Raw genomic sequence first — 16,360 nt, 5'->3', positions numbered from 1 at the left:
TACTACTTATTTCTCAACTTTTTTTAAGCCTAATTTTTCAGCTCGTTTTATCACGAAATCATAAGCGGCTTGATATTCATTCGGAATATCGCCTTCTAAAATGGCCTCTTTTACGGCTTCTTTTAAAATTCCGATTTCTCGTGAAGGTTTTAAATCGAACATTTCCATAATTTCTTCTCCCGTAATTGGCGGTTGAAAATTACGTACATGATCGCGTTCTTCTACTTCAACAATCTTCTTGCGTACGAGTTCAAAATTTTTATGATATTTCTTGAATTTTGACGGATTTTTGGTTGTAATATCCGCTTCGCACAAAGTCATTAAGTTTTCTACATCTTCACCAGCATCAAAGACCAAACGACGTACTGCGCTATCAGTCACAATATCTTGCGCCAAAACAATCGGACGTGAACTCATAATAACCATTTTCTGAACGAACTTCATTTTATGGTTCAAAGGCATGTGCAAACGTTCAAAGATTTTCTTAGCCATTTTTCCGCCCAGAAACTCATGTCCGTGAAAAGTCCATCCTTGTTTTTTTGTAAAACGTTTTGTTGGCGCTTTTCCAATATCATGAAGTAATGCTGACCATCGCAACCAAACATCATCTGTATTTGGGCAGATGTTGTCAACAACTTCCAACGTATGATAGAAATTGTTTTTATGTGTATGCCCTTCAATTTCTTCCACCTGATTCAAAGCGGTCAATTCAGGTAAAATAATATCTAAAAGTCCGGTTTTGTATAAAAGTAAAAATCCTATTGAAGGTTTATCGGTCATGAGAATTTTGTTTAACTCATCAACGATTCTCTCCCCAGAAATTATTTTAATGCGATCAGCATTTTTGGTGATGGCGTTTAATGAATTTTCTTCAATTTCAAAATTCAATTGATTTGCAAAACGAATGGCGCGCAACATTCGCAAAGGATCATCAGAATAGGTAATATCTGGATCCAAAGGCGTTTTGATCGTTTTGTTTTCTAAATCGGTTAATCCGTCAAACGGATCTAGAAGATCTCCGAAATTAGTTGAATTCAATGATAAAGCCAATGCATTGATCGTAAAATCACGACGATTTTGATCATCTTGCAAAGTTCCATTTTCAACAATCGGATTTCGACTGTCTCGGGTATAAGATTCTTTTCGTGCACCAACAAATTCGATATCGGTATCTTCAAAACGAAGCATTGCAGTTCCGTAAGTTTTAAAAACCTGAACTTTTGGTTTGTTCGGAAGTAAATCGGAAACTTTAAGAGCCAATTCGATGCCGCTTCCAACTGCAACAACATCAATGTCTTTTTTAGAACCTCGGTTTAAAAGCAAATCACGAACAAATCCGCCGATCACATAAGAGTCGACTTTTAATTCCTGAGAAGCTTTCGAAATAACATCGAAGATTTTGTTTTGTAAAGCAGTTTTATAGTTTGTTTGTATCGCCACGAATTCACTAATTTTTATAAAATAATACGTTTATGTTCAAGTGAGGTAGAATTAAAGTTTGCTAAAATCGCTAATTTATTTTTGGAAACTTTTAGATAATTAAGACATTGTGAAATGTATTTTGGATGTAAAAAATCGCTTGATTTTATTTCAAGTATAATTTGATCAAACAAAACAAAATCAGCATAAAATTTGTGATCTAAAATTATGTCTTTATAATTTACCAAATATTCTTTTTCTCTTTCAAATGGAATATTAGCTTTCTTAAATTCATATTCTAAAGCATCTTTATATACGATTTCAGAAAAGCCCCCACCTAAATTTCTATGAACATCAAATAAAATTCCCATTATCTGATAGCTTTCTTGTTGATACAATATTTTCGTCATGATCTAAATTTTTTTCTGCCACGAATTCACAAATTTTTTTAATTAATTTTTTAAAAAGTTAATTCGTCAATTCGTGGCTATTATTTAGAATACAACTTTCAATTTTTGTATTGAAAATGTTTTCGGAATTTTATGGATGCAAATTTACAACATAGAAAATGCCTTTTATAATCTACAGCCTAATTTTTTGAGTAAATTCACAATTTTTCAATTCAATTTTATGAAAATAAAAAAAGGTGGAAGTAAATTGCATGAATTAATACAAATCGAGTGTTCAGATTTTAAAAAATAATTCGTGAATTTCGACATGATTTAAATTTTTCCGCCACGAATTCACGAATTAATTTTAATTGATTAAAAAAAACAGGATAGTGAATTACACAAATTCATTCGAAATTTTGCTCAAAGATTTTAAAAATAAATTCGTGAATTCGTGGCGAAAAAAAATATGGACCCATAAAACAAATCAATTGCGATAATCTGTTTTTAAAAATTCAATTTGTATTTTTGAATCATAGAAAAAAGCGCACATGAAAATTGTTATATCTCCAGCGAAATCATTGAATTTCGAAAAAAAATTACCAACATCTCAATATACAGAACCTTCATTCTTAAAAGAAGCAAGAGTGGTTCATAAAGTAGTAAAAACAAAAAAGCCATCTGAATTATCAGAACTAATGTCTATCTCAGACAAATTAGCCGATTTAAACTGGAAACGTAATCAGGATTGGAAAACTCCTTTCACGCCCGAAAATGCGCGCCCAGCAGTTTATACTTTTGATGGCGATGTGTATACAGGTTTAGATGCTTATACCATTCCGTTAGAGAAATTAGATGTTTTGCAAGATAAACTTAGAATTTTATCTGGCCTTTACGGACTTTTGAAACCATTAGATTTAATGCAGGCGTATCGTTTGGAAATGGGAACTAAAATGCCAGTTGGCGAATCTAAAAACCTTCATGAATTCTGGAAACCTGTTGTAACGAAAGCTTTAAACAAAGAATTGAAAAAAAATGAGTTATTCGTGAATTTGGCGAGTAATGAATATTTTTCTGCTGTTGATGTAAAAGCTTTGAAAGTTCCTGTAATCACTCCGGACTTTAAAGATTACAAAGACGGAAAATTAAAAATGATCAGTTTCTTTGCCAAAAAGGCGAGAGGCATGATGGTGCGTTATATTATTGATACGAATGCTGAAACTATAGATGACTTAAAAGGTTTTAATTATGAAGGATATCAGTTTGATGCCAATCTTTCAAAAGGGAATCATTTGGTTTTTACAAGGTGACTTTTTAAGGGACTAAGTTTTTTAACCGCAAAGGCGCAAGGTTTACGCAAAGTTCGCAAAGGTTTTACACAAAGCTTTGCGAACTTTGCGTTTTTATCGACTCTTAGAAATAAAATCTTTGCGTCTTTGCGGTTAAATAGAAAAAATAAACGCCGAATTCTAAATGATGAATTCGGCGTTTCTGCGTATTATAAATCTATTATCATTAATGCATTGCGTCGGCTGCACTAATTTTGTTCTTCCCTTTTTTGATAAAGAGAATAATCGGTATGCAACATAAAAACATAATTCCTAGATAAAGGAAAATATCCATATAAGCCATTACAGTGCTTTGTTTCATTACGGACATTTCGATAGCTTGATACGCTTTTTTCAAAGCAACATCTGCACTATATCCTTTTGCCATGAAGGCGTGCTGCATTCCTGCAATACGCTGCTGCACATCAAATTTGGCAGGATCTAGGTTATTAATTAAATCTACTCTATGAGATTGACTAAAACGTGTGATGAAAGTGGTAATAATCGCGATACCAAAAGATCCGCCTAATTGACGCATCATTCCAGTAAATGCAGCTCCTTCACCAATTTGTTTTCCTTTTAAAGTCGAAAGCGAAAGTGTTGTAATAGGAACGAAAAGCAATCCTAAACCAATTCCTCTCAAAATTAAAGGCCAGTACATATGTTCAACTCCTGTGTCAGGTGTCATTCGGCTGTACATCATAAAGGTAAAGAAGAAGAAAATTAAAAATCCTACTCCAACCATATAGCCTTGAGGCACACCTTTCTGAATCATATTACCCACAAATGGCATCATAATAGCCGTTGTAATAGATCCCGGAATCAATAATAATCCTGCATCAGTTGCTGTCCATCCTAAAATAGATTGCGTGTAAATTGGGATAATCAATGTTGAACCATACAAACCGAAACCAAGAATAAAACACATAATGGTTCCAATTCTAAGATTTCCATCTTTTAAAACGCTTAGGTTTACAATTGGATATTCATAGGTAAGCTCTCTCCAAATAAAAAGAACCAATCCAAGAACAGTTACAACACTTAAGGTCACAATTGTAGAGTCATTAAACCAGTCGTCTTGCTGTCCGTGTTCTAATACGAACTGTAAAGAACCGATAAATGCAGTCAACAATATAATTCCCCACCAGTCAACCTGATTGGCTTTTAATTTTTCTCCATATTTCGGACTTCTAACAAATGTTAAAGCCAAAATAGTAGCGATAATTCCTAACGGAATATTGATATAGAAAATATATGGCCAAGAATAGTTATCTACTAAATATCCTCCCAAAGGCGGACCTAATGTTGGACCAACAATTACACCCATTCCGTAAATAGCCTGTGCCATTCCACGTTTTGCTACGGGATAGCTCTCTGTAATAATCGTTTGGGCTGTTACTAGTAGTGCTCCACCGCCCATACCTTGTACGAATCGGAAGGCTACAAGTTCCCAAATATTGGTGGCATTACCACACAAAAAAGAACAGACCGTAAATATTATAATGGAAGCCACAAAATAGTTACGTCTTCCAAATTGCTGTGATAGCCAGCTCGTCATCGGAATTACAATAACATTCGCAATTGCGTATGCTGTAATTACCCATGCCACATCAGTCAAGGTAGCACCAAGACTTCCGCGCATGTCAGTCAGCGCTACGTTTACAATCGTCGTATCTACAATTTCCAGCAGTGCACAAAGTACTGCTGTAATTGTAATGATAACGCGTCTGAAACCGTATTCTACTAAATCGTCGTCTTGTACTGCTGTTGCCATTTATTTTATTTCAAATGTACATCTACGTCAACGTTCATACCTGGTCTTAAAAGTTTTACTTTTTCAGGATCGTTTGATTCGTCTATGGTAATTTTTACTGGTAATCTCTGAATTGTTTTTACGAAGTTTCCTGTTGCGTTATCAGGAGGTAATAATGAAAAACGAGATCCTGTTGCAGGAGAGAAAGAAGATACAGTTCCTTTAAACTCATAGTTTGGATAAGCATCTACTTTTAAGCTTACTTTTTGTCCCACAACCATTTTGTTCAATTGTGTTTCTTTGAAGTTAGCTACAACCCAAGCTTCGTTGTTGTTAATGATGTAGAATAAAGATTGTCCTGGCTGAACCAATTGTCCTGGCTGAATATCAACTTTAGAAACCTGACCATCAATTGCAGCAGTTACTACGGTATAAGAAAGGTTTAAGTGAGCCACATCTAGCATTGTTTTTGCTTTTTTGATGTTTGCTGCAGCAACTTCTGTTTGTTTGTCTGAAACTTTAGATTTTGACTGAATAACAGATTTTTGGTAAGAAGTAGCTTTTTGTTGTTGCTCTAAAACACGTACTTGGTTTTCTGCTTCTTCTTTTGCTGTTAAAGCTTGCTCATATTGTTGTTTTGTAATAGTATGAGTTTTGTACAAGTTGTTGTAACGGTTGTAATCGTTTGTAAGCTGTCTCAATCTAATTCTTGCGCTTTCGATAGAACCACTTGCAGATCTCATTTGAGCATCAGATACTGAGATGCTTGCATAAGCACTTCCGATATCAGCTTTTGCAGCTTCGTACTGACCTTCAGCACCTAATAAAGCAGCATTAGCTTCATCAATCTTTAATTGATAATCTCTCTTGTCAATAGTAAATAAAGTATCTCCTTTTTTTACATAATCATTATCTTTCACATAAACTTTGCTGATATATCCTGAAACTCTAGGGATAATCGGGTTCATTTTTTTCTCGATTTGAGCATCATCCGTTTCTTCGTGAGCTTGACCGTGTAGGTATTTAGATATTCCATAAGTTCCGCCTCCTAAAATCAGAACTGCAAGTATGATGATGAATTTTTTATTTGTTTTTTTCTTTTCCATGAGAGCTATCGATTATATTTTAGAAAGATTGAATGATTGTGATAATTGTCCTGATACTGAAAGTAATTCGTAATATTTTTGAATAATGGTTGCTTTAGATAAAGCAGTTTGAATTTTAGCATTTAAATGCTCTACATCTGCTTCTACTAAATCATTAGTGTCAGATAAACCGTTGTCAAATTTATCTTTTACTAATCTGTAGTTTTCTGCTGCTTGCTGTAAAGCTTCTTCATACACCACACTTTGATTAATTGCTAGGTCATAATCTTCAATAGATTTTTGAACCTCTACTTTAATGCGGTCTGTCATAATTGCTTCAGTATTTTTTACTTCCAAAGCTCTGCTTTCTGCTTCTTTTACGTGAACATTATTTTTTAGAATACCTGATAAATCATAAGATAATCCGATTCCAAAGTTCATCGCATATTTTACTGTTACAATGTCTTTAAGATCAAATGCAGTGTAACCACCTAAAAGTGAAATTGAAGGATAATATCCAGCTTTTGCAATTTTGACATTAGCTTCTGAAGCTTTACCTTGTAATCTTATTGCTTCTAAATCTTTTCTGCTTTCAAGTGCAACGGCATCAGATGTTATAGAATTGCTTGTTTTAAGATTAAAGAAATCTTCTTCATTTACCTGAATTTTTACATTAGGATCTAATTTCAGCAAAGTAGTCAAATAGAAATTGATATTATTGATGTTGTTATTAGCTTCATCAATAGATAATTGCGTTTTAGAAACTAATAATTGCGCTTTCAATAAATCATTTCTCGGAATAATTCCGTTTTTCTCCAACTCGGTAAAATCAGTAACACGCTGTTTGGCGCTTTTTTGATTTTCGTTTAAAACATCTAAAGTTTTTTGAGCCTTGTATAATGCTGTGTAATAAGTGATTGCTTTTAATGCAACATCTTCTTTAGTTTTTTCAGCATTAGCAGTTTCTGCTTCGTACATCCCTTCATATGCATCAATGCTGTTTTGAATTTTAAATCCAGCAAAAATAGGAAGACTTAAATTTGCCATTCCAAGCATTGCTCTATCTGGAGAAGCTAATGAAGCACTTTCACCCTGATTAGGCAAATCAATCGATGCTTTTGTAAGACGCTGATATTGACCGGAAATTTTAAGATCTGGGTATTGATTATTTTTTACGGTTTTTAATTCGTATTTTTTTGTGTTTACCTTAGTATTGGCAAGTGTAACTTCGTTACTCTTTTCCCAAGCCATTTGTACGGCCTCGCCCAAGGTTAAACTTGTTTTCTCTTGTGCTTCTATTGAAGATATTCCGATAAAGAAAACTCCAAAGAGCATTAATTGACTAATTTTCATAAACAAGTAGCGCTTTTATAGTTTGTTGAATGTGCTTTGTAAGATCGTTTTTAATGTAATTGTTAAACATTTCTTCGGTTTTTAAATCAAATATTTCTTCGAAGAAAGAGCGATTCATGTGAAAGTGAAAAAAGGTTCCGATAATTGTTGGTGTAATGAGCTGGATATTTACATCTTTTCTAAAAACCCCAAGAGCCTGGCCTTGCTTAATAATGCTTTCAACCGATTTTAAATTTCCTTTTTTGAGCTCAGTAAAAGCTTGAAGGCTTTTTTCTCTCTTTTTGTTATAAAGTTCAAAGTGTAAAACCCTGTAAATCCCTTTGTTAAGGCAAATTCTGTTGATGTAAATTTCGATTAATTTATTGACTTTTTCAAGAGGTTCTAGATCTTCTTGTAATAAATTTTCGAGTTGTAGTTTTAAATCAACGGTCTTGTGAAAAATAAGAGCTTCCAGTAGCCTTTCTTTTGAACCAAAATAATAAGAGACCATAGCAATATTAATTTTGGCCTCTTTGGAGATATCCCGTATCGATGTACCCTCAAATCCTTTCTCAGAAAATAGCCTTTCTGCAACATTAAGAATCTGAATTTTTTTATCGTTCAATTCGATGTGTGACATGGTATTGTTTCTAATCGGATGCAAAATTAAACACTTGTTTAATTTAAACGCTTGTTTAATTTTGTTTTAACACAATATTAACATAAAGCGTTATTGATAATTTATGTTAAATCGTGCCTTAATTAGTTAAAATAAAAAAGCCTGAAAACTCTATTTTTCAGGCTTTTTTTCGCAATCTTGTCATTTCGACGAAGGAGAAATCTCCACAAGTAGCTCCGTAAAGTGAAATCCAATCTTTGTCGATTTTGTAACGAAGATTTCTCCTTCGTCGAAATGACAAACTAAACGGATATTATATTTTTAATCAGATGTATCTATCGAATCTCTCCAACAAATTCTTCAATTTTTCCGCTTCCTTTTTCACTCAAATGTTTGATAAAGGCACTTCCAATAATAGCGCCTTTTGCATACTTTGTTGCCTGATTAAAAGTTTCTTTATTCGAAATTCCGAAACCAACAATTTGAGGATTTTTCAAATTTAGATTAGCGATTCTTTCAAAATAACTTTCCTGAACACCTCCAAATCCAGATTGAGAACCAGTAACACTTGCAGAACTTACCATATAGATAAATCCGTTGGAAACGCTATCAATAAAACGAATGCGTTCGTCTGAAGTTTGAGGCGTAATCAAAAACACGTTTATTAATCCGTATTTTTCGAAAATTGCTTTGTATTCATCTGCATAAACATCAACTGGAAGATCTGGAATAATTAAACCGTCAATTCCAATTTCGGCACATTTCTGGCAAAAAGCTTCAACTCCGTATTGTAACATCGGATTAAAGTATCCCATGATAATCAACGGAATTTTTACGCTTTCGCGGATGTTCTTCAGTTGATCAAAAAGAATTTGCGTTGTCATTCCGTTATGAAGCGCTTGTGTAGAACTCGCCTGAATCGTTGGTCCGTCTGCTAAAGGATCACTAAAAGGAAGACCAATTTCAATTAAATCAACTCCATTTTTTTCTAAATCCTGAATAATCTGCACCGTATCATTTAAATTCGGATATCCGGCAGAAAAATAGATCGAAAGGATCTTTTTATCTTCTTGTAATTTTTGAGTTATTCTGTTCATTTTTATATTTTTTCTCCTGCAAGGTTTTCAAAACCTTGTAGGTATGTTTATATTTTCTTTTTTGCCAAAGATTAAAAGTTTATTTCACGCAGATTTATATTGATTTAAGCTGATCTGCGCAGATTTTTTTAGATGCTTTTAATAAAATCTCTATTAATCTGCTAGATCTGCGAGAGAAAATCTTTTCTAATCTGTGAAATCTGTGGCAATATATTTTAAAATTTTACGATTTGGCTTTCCCAATCATTACCTTTTTTTTCAACCAATAATAATCCAGAATCCGAATCATTCATTTGGGCGACTAATTCTCCTTTATTATTCCAAAAAGCACTTTGGCCTGCTGATGGCGATCCCCAAGATTCTCCACTGAAATTCGACATCAAAACATTCATTTTATGTTTTTCAGCATAATTTTGTAAATGGCTGTACGCATTCGGAATTCCGTTTGGCGAAAAGAAAATACTTGCGATATAAATATCGGTATCATTTTTAGCTGCGTTTTCAGGATGTAGCGGATTGTCAATGTCAGCGCAAATTGCAAAAGAAATATTTTGATCCTCAATCGTTAACATAGGATTGTAATCAAACGAAGAATCGAAAAAATCACCTTCTCCTTCATGTAAAAATTGTTTCGTATAAATAGAAACAGAATCGTCTGGAGCAATAATAAATTCGCCAATAAATAGTTTTGAATCTATTCGAATTGGCGCTCCAGCTATAATGACAATGTTATTTCTAACCGACAATTCTTTTAAGTGATCAATTCTATAATCATCTTCTGTAAAAACTAAAGCTTCTGCATTTTCTCTTTCGTAACCCGTAATAGATAATTCAGGAAACGCAATTAAATTAGCGCCATTTTGAGCAGCCAATTCAATAAGATGATAATGATTCAGTAAATTAGAAGATATATCTCCACGTTTTGGTTTGGTCTGCGCAGCCGCTAAAATCATTTTATATTATTTATTTTCTGTATAAACCCAAGCTACTCTTCCTGATTGAAGTTTGACCTGAACTCTTTTGTATGAATTAGACTCGAATTGATCTACTTTTAACAATTCTTGATTAGAAACTTCAAAAGCAACACCGTGTATAATGTCTTCCAAGCTTTCACTTGGTACAGCCACAACATAATCTGCCATTCCAAACTCTTCTTCAATTTGTAAACTTTTAAGTTTGAAGCCCAGTATTTGATCTGGACTGCCGCTTAAAACTTTATTAAAAATCTGCATCTGAATTTGTTTAGATCTTAATGTTCCGTATGAGAATAATAGTTCCATAATTATAATTTTCTCTTTATTTGTTAGCGTACAGACTCCCGATAACTTTCGGGATTTGAATGCCCAAATTACAATTTTTATTACAATTTAAAGTAATCTATATAATTATCTAAATCTTTGTCGCCACGACCAGAAAGACTTATTACAACAACATCTGTAGGCTTGAATTTCTTCTGATCTAAAACTGCAAAAGCGTGTGCACTTTCAATTGCTGGAATAATTCCTTCTAATTTTGTTAATTGAAGACCGGCATTCATTGCATCATCATCGGTAACTGAGAAAAATTCTCCTCTTCCTGTTTGTGCTAAATGGGCGTGCAAAGGCCCAACTCCAGGATAATCTAGACCTGCAGAAATAGAATAAGGTTCTGTAATTTGCCCATCTGGAGTTTGCATTAAAAGTGTTTTGCAACCATGAATAACCCCAACTTTTCCTAATTTACTAGTTGCGGCGCTGTGTCCGCTGTCAACACCTTTTCCAGCAGCTTCTACAGCAATAATTCCAACTTGTGGTTCGTGTAAAAAGTGGTAGTAAGTTCCTGCAGCGTTACTTCCTCCGCCAATACAAGCTACTACATAATCAGGATTTTCACGACCTTCTTTTTCTTTTAACTGCCATTTAATTTCTTCAGAAATAATGCTTTGAAAACGTGTTACCATGTCTGGATAAGGATGAGGCCCAATTGCTGATCCAATAATATAATGTGTATCAACAGGATTATTAATCCAATCGCGGATTGCTTCGTTTGTAGCGTCTTTTAAAGTTCTTGAACCTGAAAGTGCTGGACGAACTTCTGCGCCTAACATTTTCATTCGCGCTACGTTTGGAGCCTGACGGGCGATGTCAATTTCGCCCATGTAAACGATACATTCAATTCCCATTAAAGCACAAACTGTAGCTGTTGCTACACCGTGTTGCCCAGCTCCAGTTTCGGCAATAATTCTTTTTTTACCCAAACGTTTTGCTAGCAGAATTTGCCCAATTGTATTGTTTACTTTGTGTGCTCCAGTATGGTTTAAGTCTTCTCTTTTTAGATAAACTTTGGTATTGTATTTCTCAGATAGACGTTTTGCAAAATACAACGGACTAGGGCGTCCAACGTAATCTTTCAACAATTGGTTGAACTCTGCTTTAAAATCAGGTTCATCCATTATACTTAAGTATTTCAGACGTAGTTCTTCTACATTTGGATATAACATTTCGGGAATATAAGCACCGCCAAATTCTCCGTAATATCCTTTTTCGTTAACGTTAAAACTCATTTTATTTAAATTTTAAAAGTTGGCAACATCAAATTTTCGTTTGAAGATGCTTAATAAATTTTTATTTTTCAGCCCTGGTTCGATTTCAAATTTACTATTTACATCGACAGCATAAATAGGTAATTTGGTTTTTGAAATTTCTTCAATGGCTTTTAATTCATTCATTCCAATTCCGCCACTTAAAAAGAAAGGCTTTTTCGAATTGTATTTTTTTAATATGCTCCAGTCGAAAGTTGTTCCGTTTCCGCCTGGAAGTTTTCCTTTAGTGTCAAATAGAAAATAATCGCAGACATTTTCAAAAGGTTTTATGATTTCAAAATCAAAATTCTCATCGGCCGAAAAGACTTTAATAATTTCAATTTTTTTTGGAAGTTTTTCTTTTAATGTTGAGCAAAATTCAACTGATTCTTCCCCGTGTAATTGAACTGCTTGTAAGTTGTATCTTTCGACTTTTTCCAGAATTTCTTCCTGACTTTGATTAACAAAAACGCCCACTTTTTTGATTGTTTTTATCAATTCGGGAACATTCCCATTGCAATATCTAGCGGATTTTTCCCAGAAAATAAATCCCATATAGTCAGGCAAAAGAGCGCCTACTTCGAGAATATTTTCAGGATATTTCATACCGCATATTTTGAGTTTCATTTTTTTTAAATGCTTTAAGCTTTAAGCTTTAGGCTTTAGGCTAAATTAGTAATGTTAAGAAGGCTTATTGCTTACAGCTTAAAGCCTATAGCTGTTTAATAAATTCTGTTGCCGCTTGACCAGCATTGTCGGTTTTCATGAAGTTTTCTCCAATTAAGAAACCTTTGTAACCGTAAGGTTTAAGTTCTTGAATGGCTTCAATTGATGAAATACCGCTTTCGGATACTTTTACAAAATCATTAGGAATTTGTGAAGCCAATTCTTTACTGAAATCTAAGCTTACTTCGAATGTTTTTAAATTTCTGTTGTTTACGCCGATCATATCTAAGGTTGGCATAATTGATTTTTCTAACTCTTCTTGATTGTGAACTTCCAACAAAACTTCTAAACCTAAACTTTTTGCAAATTCAGATAATGATTTGATTTCTTCTCGCGTTAAAACTGCTGCGATTAACAAAATTAAATCGGCACCGTGCGCTTTTGCTTCTAAGATCTGGTATTCGTCCACAATAAATTCTTTTCGCAAAAGCGGAATATTGACTGAAGCTCTTGCTAAAAGCAAATCGTCTAAAGATCCGCCAAAATATTTACCGTCGGTTAAAACTGAAATTCCGCATGCGCCGGCATTCTCATAACCTTTAACTACTTCTTCAACTGTAAAATTATTGTTGATGATTGATTTTGAAGGAGAACGGCGTTTGTGTTCTGCAATAATTCCAGAATTGCTTTCTTTTAATTTCTGACTAAGAGAAATCGTCTGTTTTCCAAAAAACACTGAAGCTTCTAACTGAGAAACCGGAATGATCGATTTCTTCAAAATCACTTCTTGTTTTTTGTCTATTATTATTTTATCTAAAATGTTCATTATTTTGTTTGTTTCAGGTTTCAAGTTTCAGGTTCGTTCCAACAACTTGAAACCTGAAACTTGAAACAATTTTTTACCTACTTAATTCTTGTAATTTCTGTAATGCTTTTAACCCTTTTCCAGACAATAAACTTTCTTTAGCCAGTTCAAATCCTTCTTTTGGAGAGCATTTCGTAACGGTCGAAATTGCCATTGCAGCATTGGCACAAACTACATTATTCTGTGCTTCATTTCCTTTTCCAGAAATGATATTCGTAAAAATTTCTGCAGATTCTTCAATTGTTTTTCCTCCTTCAATTTCGGTTTGAGAAAGAAGACGAACACCAAAATCTTCTGGATTCAACATTCCCTCCATATGGTTGGAAATTGTTTTGGTTGGACCAGTTAATGAAATTTCATCATATCCGTCAAGCGAATGTAAGATCGTAAAATTGGTATCTGTATTTTGATATAAATAAGCATACATTCTTGCCAATTCTAAGTTGAAAACTCCAACCAATTGATTTTGTGGAAATGCAGGATTTACCATTGGTCCTAACATATTAAAGAATGTTTTTACTGCCAATTCTTTTCTAATTGGTCCAACGTTTTTCATTGCTGGGTGAAATAGGGGAGCATGCAAAACGCAAATTCCAGCCTGATCGATGCATTTTTCTAAAAACGAAGGATCGTTGCTAAATTTAATTCCCATTTTTTCCATCACGTTGCTTGAACCAGAAATAGAAGAAACTCCGTAATTTCCGTGTTTTGCTACTTTTATTCCTGCTCCAGCCGATACAAATGAAGCTAAAGTCGAAATGTTGAAAGTGTCTTTTCCGTCGCCACCCGTTCCGCATAAATCGATGGTATTATAAGCTGATAAATCTACACGAACGCAAAGATCTAATAAAGCTTCACGAAAGCCAGAAAGTTCATCAATTGTAATGCTTCGCATCATAAAAACAGTCAAAAATGCCGAAATCTGACTTGGATTGTATTGACCACTCGAAATATTAATCAATACTTGTTTTGCTTCTTCTTTAGAAAGCACTTCGTGGTTGATTAATTTGTTTAATATAGTTTTCATTTATTTAAGATTCTAAGTTGCTGAGATGCTAAGGTTCTAAGTTTTTTACTGTGACTGCTTTAATGTTCATTTCCTTGATAAATCCACATTGGCTCCGTTTTTCCAGCTCTTTCAAAACCATTTTTTTTATAAAATTCGACTGATTTTTCGTCGGCAGTGAGCATCTGCATATGAAAGTGACTGTATTTCTTCTGCATTTTATCCAAAATCAATTTCCCGATTCCTTTTCCTTGATATTCTGGAAGCACCAATAAATGTGGATAATAGACTGTTAGAAATCCGTCCGAAATTGCATTTCCAAGTCCAACGAGCTTTTTTTCTTCCCAAGCGGTTATTAAGGTTTCAGAATTTAATAAACCATTATATAATTCATTTGGCTTACTTGCAGAACTCCATTCGTTTGCTTTGTACAAAACTAAGATGTCGGCAATGCTGATGTCTCGTGTTTCTAAAATTGTTATTTCCATTTCGAATTTCAAGGTTAAATTTTACTTTTTTATAAACTTTCCTGAATCGATAGTCTTATTACCATTCATAATTGAATATAAGTATACTCCTTTTGCTAGATGTTGAGAAACTTTCCATTGATACTCAGAAACAGAATTGGTCAATTTTATTTGATCCACTGTTTTTCCATTAATATCAAAAAACTTAATTGAGTCGAAAGTTGTATCTTGATTTGTTTCAAATGATAAATAATTAGTGGTTGGATTAGGAAAGACCTTTATAGTGCTTAATTTAGAATTTGTAAACTTTTCATTAGATAAAACACCGCCTATTTCTCTTGCTCCAATATCTACAATTGTCCCATTTTTGGATGCAATTATTGATGGATCCCCTGCATCTACAGCAGGAGAATTACTTTTTAATATGCAAAAAGTTTCATCTGCCAAAGTAATCGATTCAAAATCCGGATTTTCGAATATATTATAATAGGCATCTGCAGGGGTGTTGTTTTTATTTGTTGTGATTATAGTCCCAACACCAATAGGAAGCATATTTCCTGTTCCGTAGCCATTATTATAGAATAAATTATATGAAACAGAATGTGGTTTGTATGTTCCGTCAGAATAAATAGCGTATTTTGAATTGTTGCTTATGATATTAGAATTGATAATAGGATTTGGTGTAGTCGATGGATTATCATATAGACCAATACCATGTTCATTATATATTAACGTATTATTTATAATAGTAGGTTGACCGTAAGTAACAAATATTGCAGTGCCAGTATTGAAAATTATGTTTCTTTCAATTTTATAGTTAAATCGAATAGATTGTATTCCTTGGTAAATACAATCATAAATAATATTATTTTTAAACGTTGATGCTGTTGACGCCTGATATATATTTATACCTATCCAAACATGATTGTATATTTCATTGTCTTCAATTGTAACTTTTCCAGTGGTATATACAGAGAATCCATATGCACAATTGTATATTTTATTATTTTGAACAGTTATAATACCTGCATTTCTAATACTTATTGCACTTTGTTCAGAGTTTCTAATTTTACTGTTTGTTAGAGTCAGATTTCCAGTTACATTCAAGAGACCAATGTTGTCATCATTCTTTGCTTTTCCATATTCTATAATACAATAATCCATTTTTGAAATACCGTTTACTACTATTTGATCCCAGTCTTTATTTGTTGGAGAGGTTTTGTTTGATGTAAATTGAACGTATTTATCAGCTGAACCGTTTGCTAATAAAGTTCCATTTACGATTAATGAATAGTATCCATCAAATTTTACCTCTACACCTTCTTCAATTGTTAATGTTTGTCCAGCAGGAACAATTATATTTCCTGTAACTCTATAGGTATGTCCTTTTGTCCATGCTCCACTAACATTACCATTTACTAAAACTAAAATATTTGAGGATAAAGTAACATCGTTTAAAATCACAGTATCATTTATAAAGTAATTTAACAGTTCATAAATTTGATAACCATTTTTTTCATATTTAATGTTGTAAACACCGTTTGCAATATTAGCAGTAAAACTTCCATCCAATTGGGATGTAGTCTGAGCTAAAACAGCACTTGGTGAAACAGGTGTAAAGGTTATGGTGCAATTTTCATAAGTTGCGCCATTGTCTAAAAAGACTTTACCAGTTACATTAGCTGCGAATGAAGAAGCAGAAATAAGAAGAATTAAAAGAAGTAGAATTTTTTTCATATGGGTTTAATTAAATTAATTACTTACAAGGATAATA

At 33.3% G+C, this 16,360-nt stretch carries 16 protein-coding genes; 1 reads left to right on the top strand and 15 read right to left on the bottom strand.

Going from position 1 to position 16,360, the window contains the following annotated elements; translation table 11 throughout:
- Window positions 1-6: 6 nt before the first annotated feature.
- Together JI750_RS20180 and JI750_RS20175 are read right to left on the bottom strand one after the other, a co-directional pair.
- A complete protein-coding gene (locus JI750_RS20180; protein WP_202006233.1) occupies window positions 7-1,440 on the bottom strand; it encodes a CCA tRNA nucleotidyltransferase in 1,434 nt (477 codons plus the stop codon).
- Between the two features lie 14 nt (window positions 1,441-1,454).
- A complete protein-coding gene (locus tag JI750_RS20175) occupies window positions 1,455-1,829 on the bottom strand; it encodes a GxxExxY protein (RefSeq protein WP_144218521.1) in 375 nt (124 codons plus the stop codon).
- A gap of 530 nt (window positions 1,830-2,359) precedes the next feature.
- Here JI750_RS20175 and yaaA point away from each other — a divergent pair.
- Window positions 2,360-3,118, top strand: coding sequence for a peroxide stress protein YaaA (gene yaaA, locus JI750_RS20170; protein WP_202006232.1), 759 nt, complete (start codon window positions 2,360-2,362; stop codon window positions 3,116-3,118).
- Window positions 3,119-3,323: 205 nt separating this feature from the next.
- Here the strand turns inward: yaaA and JI750_RS20165 are convergent, their stop codons facing one another.
- From JI750_RS20165 to JI750_RS20105, 13 genes are all read right to left on the bottom strand, one after another.
- Window positions 3,324-4,910 (bottom strand): MDR family MFS transporter, encoded by a 1,587-nt coding sequence (locus JI750_RS20165; protein ID WP_202006231.1) that lies wholly within the window; start codon window positions 4,908-4,910, stop codon window positions 3,324-3,326.
- 5 nt (window positions 4,911-4,915) lie between these two features.
- Window positions 4,916-5,995 carry an HlyD family secretion protein gene (locus JI750_RS20160; protein WP_202006230.1) on the bottom strand — a complete coding sequence of 360 codons (1,080 nt, stop codon included), beginning with the start codon at window positions 5,993-5,995 and terminating at the stop codon, window positions 4,916-4,918.
- Window positions 5,996-6,007: 12 nt separating this feature from the next.
- The gene (locus JI750_RS20155) at window positions 6,008-7,327 is read right to left on the bottom strand and encodes a TolC family protein (RefSeq protein ID WP_202006229.1); all 1,320 of its coding nucleotides are present in this window, start codon (window positions 7,325-7,327) and stop codon (window positions 6,008-6,010) included.
- Window positions 7,317-7,946 (bottom strand): TetR/AcrR family transcriptional regulator, encoded by a 630-nt coding sequence (locus JI750_RS20150; protein WP_202006228.1) that lies wholly within the window; start codon window positions 7,944-7,946, stop codon window positions 7,317-7,319. The genes JI750_RS20155 and JI750_RS20150 overlap by 11 nt, the downstream gene beginning before the upstream one ends.
- Window positions 7,947-8,260: 314 nt before the next feature.
- Complete coding sequence (gene trpA, locus JI750_RS20145; protein ID WP_202006227.1) at window positions 8,261-9,022, bottom strand: tryptophan synthase subunit alpha; 762 nt, start codon at window positions 9,020-9,022, stop codon at window positions 8,261-8,263.
- Between the two features lie 215 nt (window positions 9,023-9,237).
- Window positions 9,238-9,975, bottom strand: a complete 738-nt coding sequence (locus JI750_RS20140; protein WP_202006226.1) for a carbon-nitrogen hydrolase family protein — start codon at window positions 9,973-9,975, stop codon at window positions 9,238-9,240.
- A 6-nt stretch (window positions 9,976-9,981) separates the two neighbouring features.
- Window positions 9,982-10,302, bottom strand: coding sequence for a gamma-glutamylcyclotransferase family protein (locus JI750_RS20135; protein ID WP_202006225.1), 321 nt, complete (start codon window positions 10,300-10,302; stop codon window positions 9,982-9,984).
- Window positions 10,303-10,382: 80 nt separating this feature from the next.
- On the bottom strand, window positions 10,383-11,564 hold the full coding sequence (gene trpB / locus JI750_RS20130) for a tryptophan synthase subunit beta (protein ID WP_202006224.1): 1,182 nt from the start codon (window positions 11,562-11,564) through the stop codon (window positions 10,383-10,385).
- A 12-nt stretch (window positions 11,565-11,576) separates the two neighbouring features.
- Window positions 11,577-12,209 carry a phosphoribosylanthranilate isomerase gene (locus JI750_RS20125; RefSeq protein ID WP_202006223.1) on the bottom strand — a complete coding sequence of 211 codons (633 nt, stop codon included), beginning with the start codon at window positions 12,207-12,209 and terminating at the stop codon, window positions 11,577-11,579.
- A gap of 85 nt (window positions 12,210-12,294) precedes the next feature.
- Window positions 12,295-13,074, bottom strand: coding sequence for an indole-3-glycerol phosphate synthase TrpC (gene trpC, locus JI750_RS20120; RefSeq protein ID WP_202006222.1), 780 nt, complete (start codon window positions 13,072-13,074; stop codon window positions 12,295-12,297).
- A gap of 73 nt (window positions 13,075-13,147) precedes the next feature.
- The gene (trpD, locus tag JI750_RS20115) at window positions 13,148-14,140 is read right to left on the bottom strand and encodes an anthranilate phosphoribosyltransferase (protein WP_202006221.1); all 993 of its coding nucleotides are present in this window, start codon (window positions 14,138-14,140) and stop codon (window positions 13,148-13,150) included.
- A 59-nt stretch (window positions 14,141-14,199) separates the two neighbouring features.
- Window positions 14,200-14,607 carry a GNAT family N-acetyltransferase gene (locus JI750_RS20110; RefSeq protein ID WP_202006220.1) on the bottom strand — a complete coding sequence of 136 codons (408 nt, stop codon included), beginning with the start codon at window positions 14,605-14,607 and terminating at the stop codon, window positions 14,200-14,202.
- 21 nt (window positions 14,608-14,628) lie between these two features.
- Window positions 14,629-16,323 carry a right-handed parallel beta-helix repeat-containing protein gene (locus tag JI750_RS20105; RefSeq protein ID WP_202006219.1) on the bottom strand — a complete coding sequence of 565 codons (1,695 nt, stop codon included), beginning with the start codon at window positions 16,321-16,323 and terminating at the stop codon, window positions 14,629-14,631.
- Between the last annotated feature and the right edge of the window lie 37 nt (window positions 16,324-16,360).

The sequence above is a fragment of the Flavobacterium tagetis genome (genome assembly GCF_016735615.1).
Lineage (GTDB): Bacteria > Bacteroidota > Bacteroidia > Flavobacteriales > Flavobacteriaceae > Flavobacterium > Flavobacterium tagetis.
The sequence above is the reverse complement of the archived record's forward strand: the minus strand, read 5'-3'. Positions and strand labels throughout refer to the sequence as shown.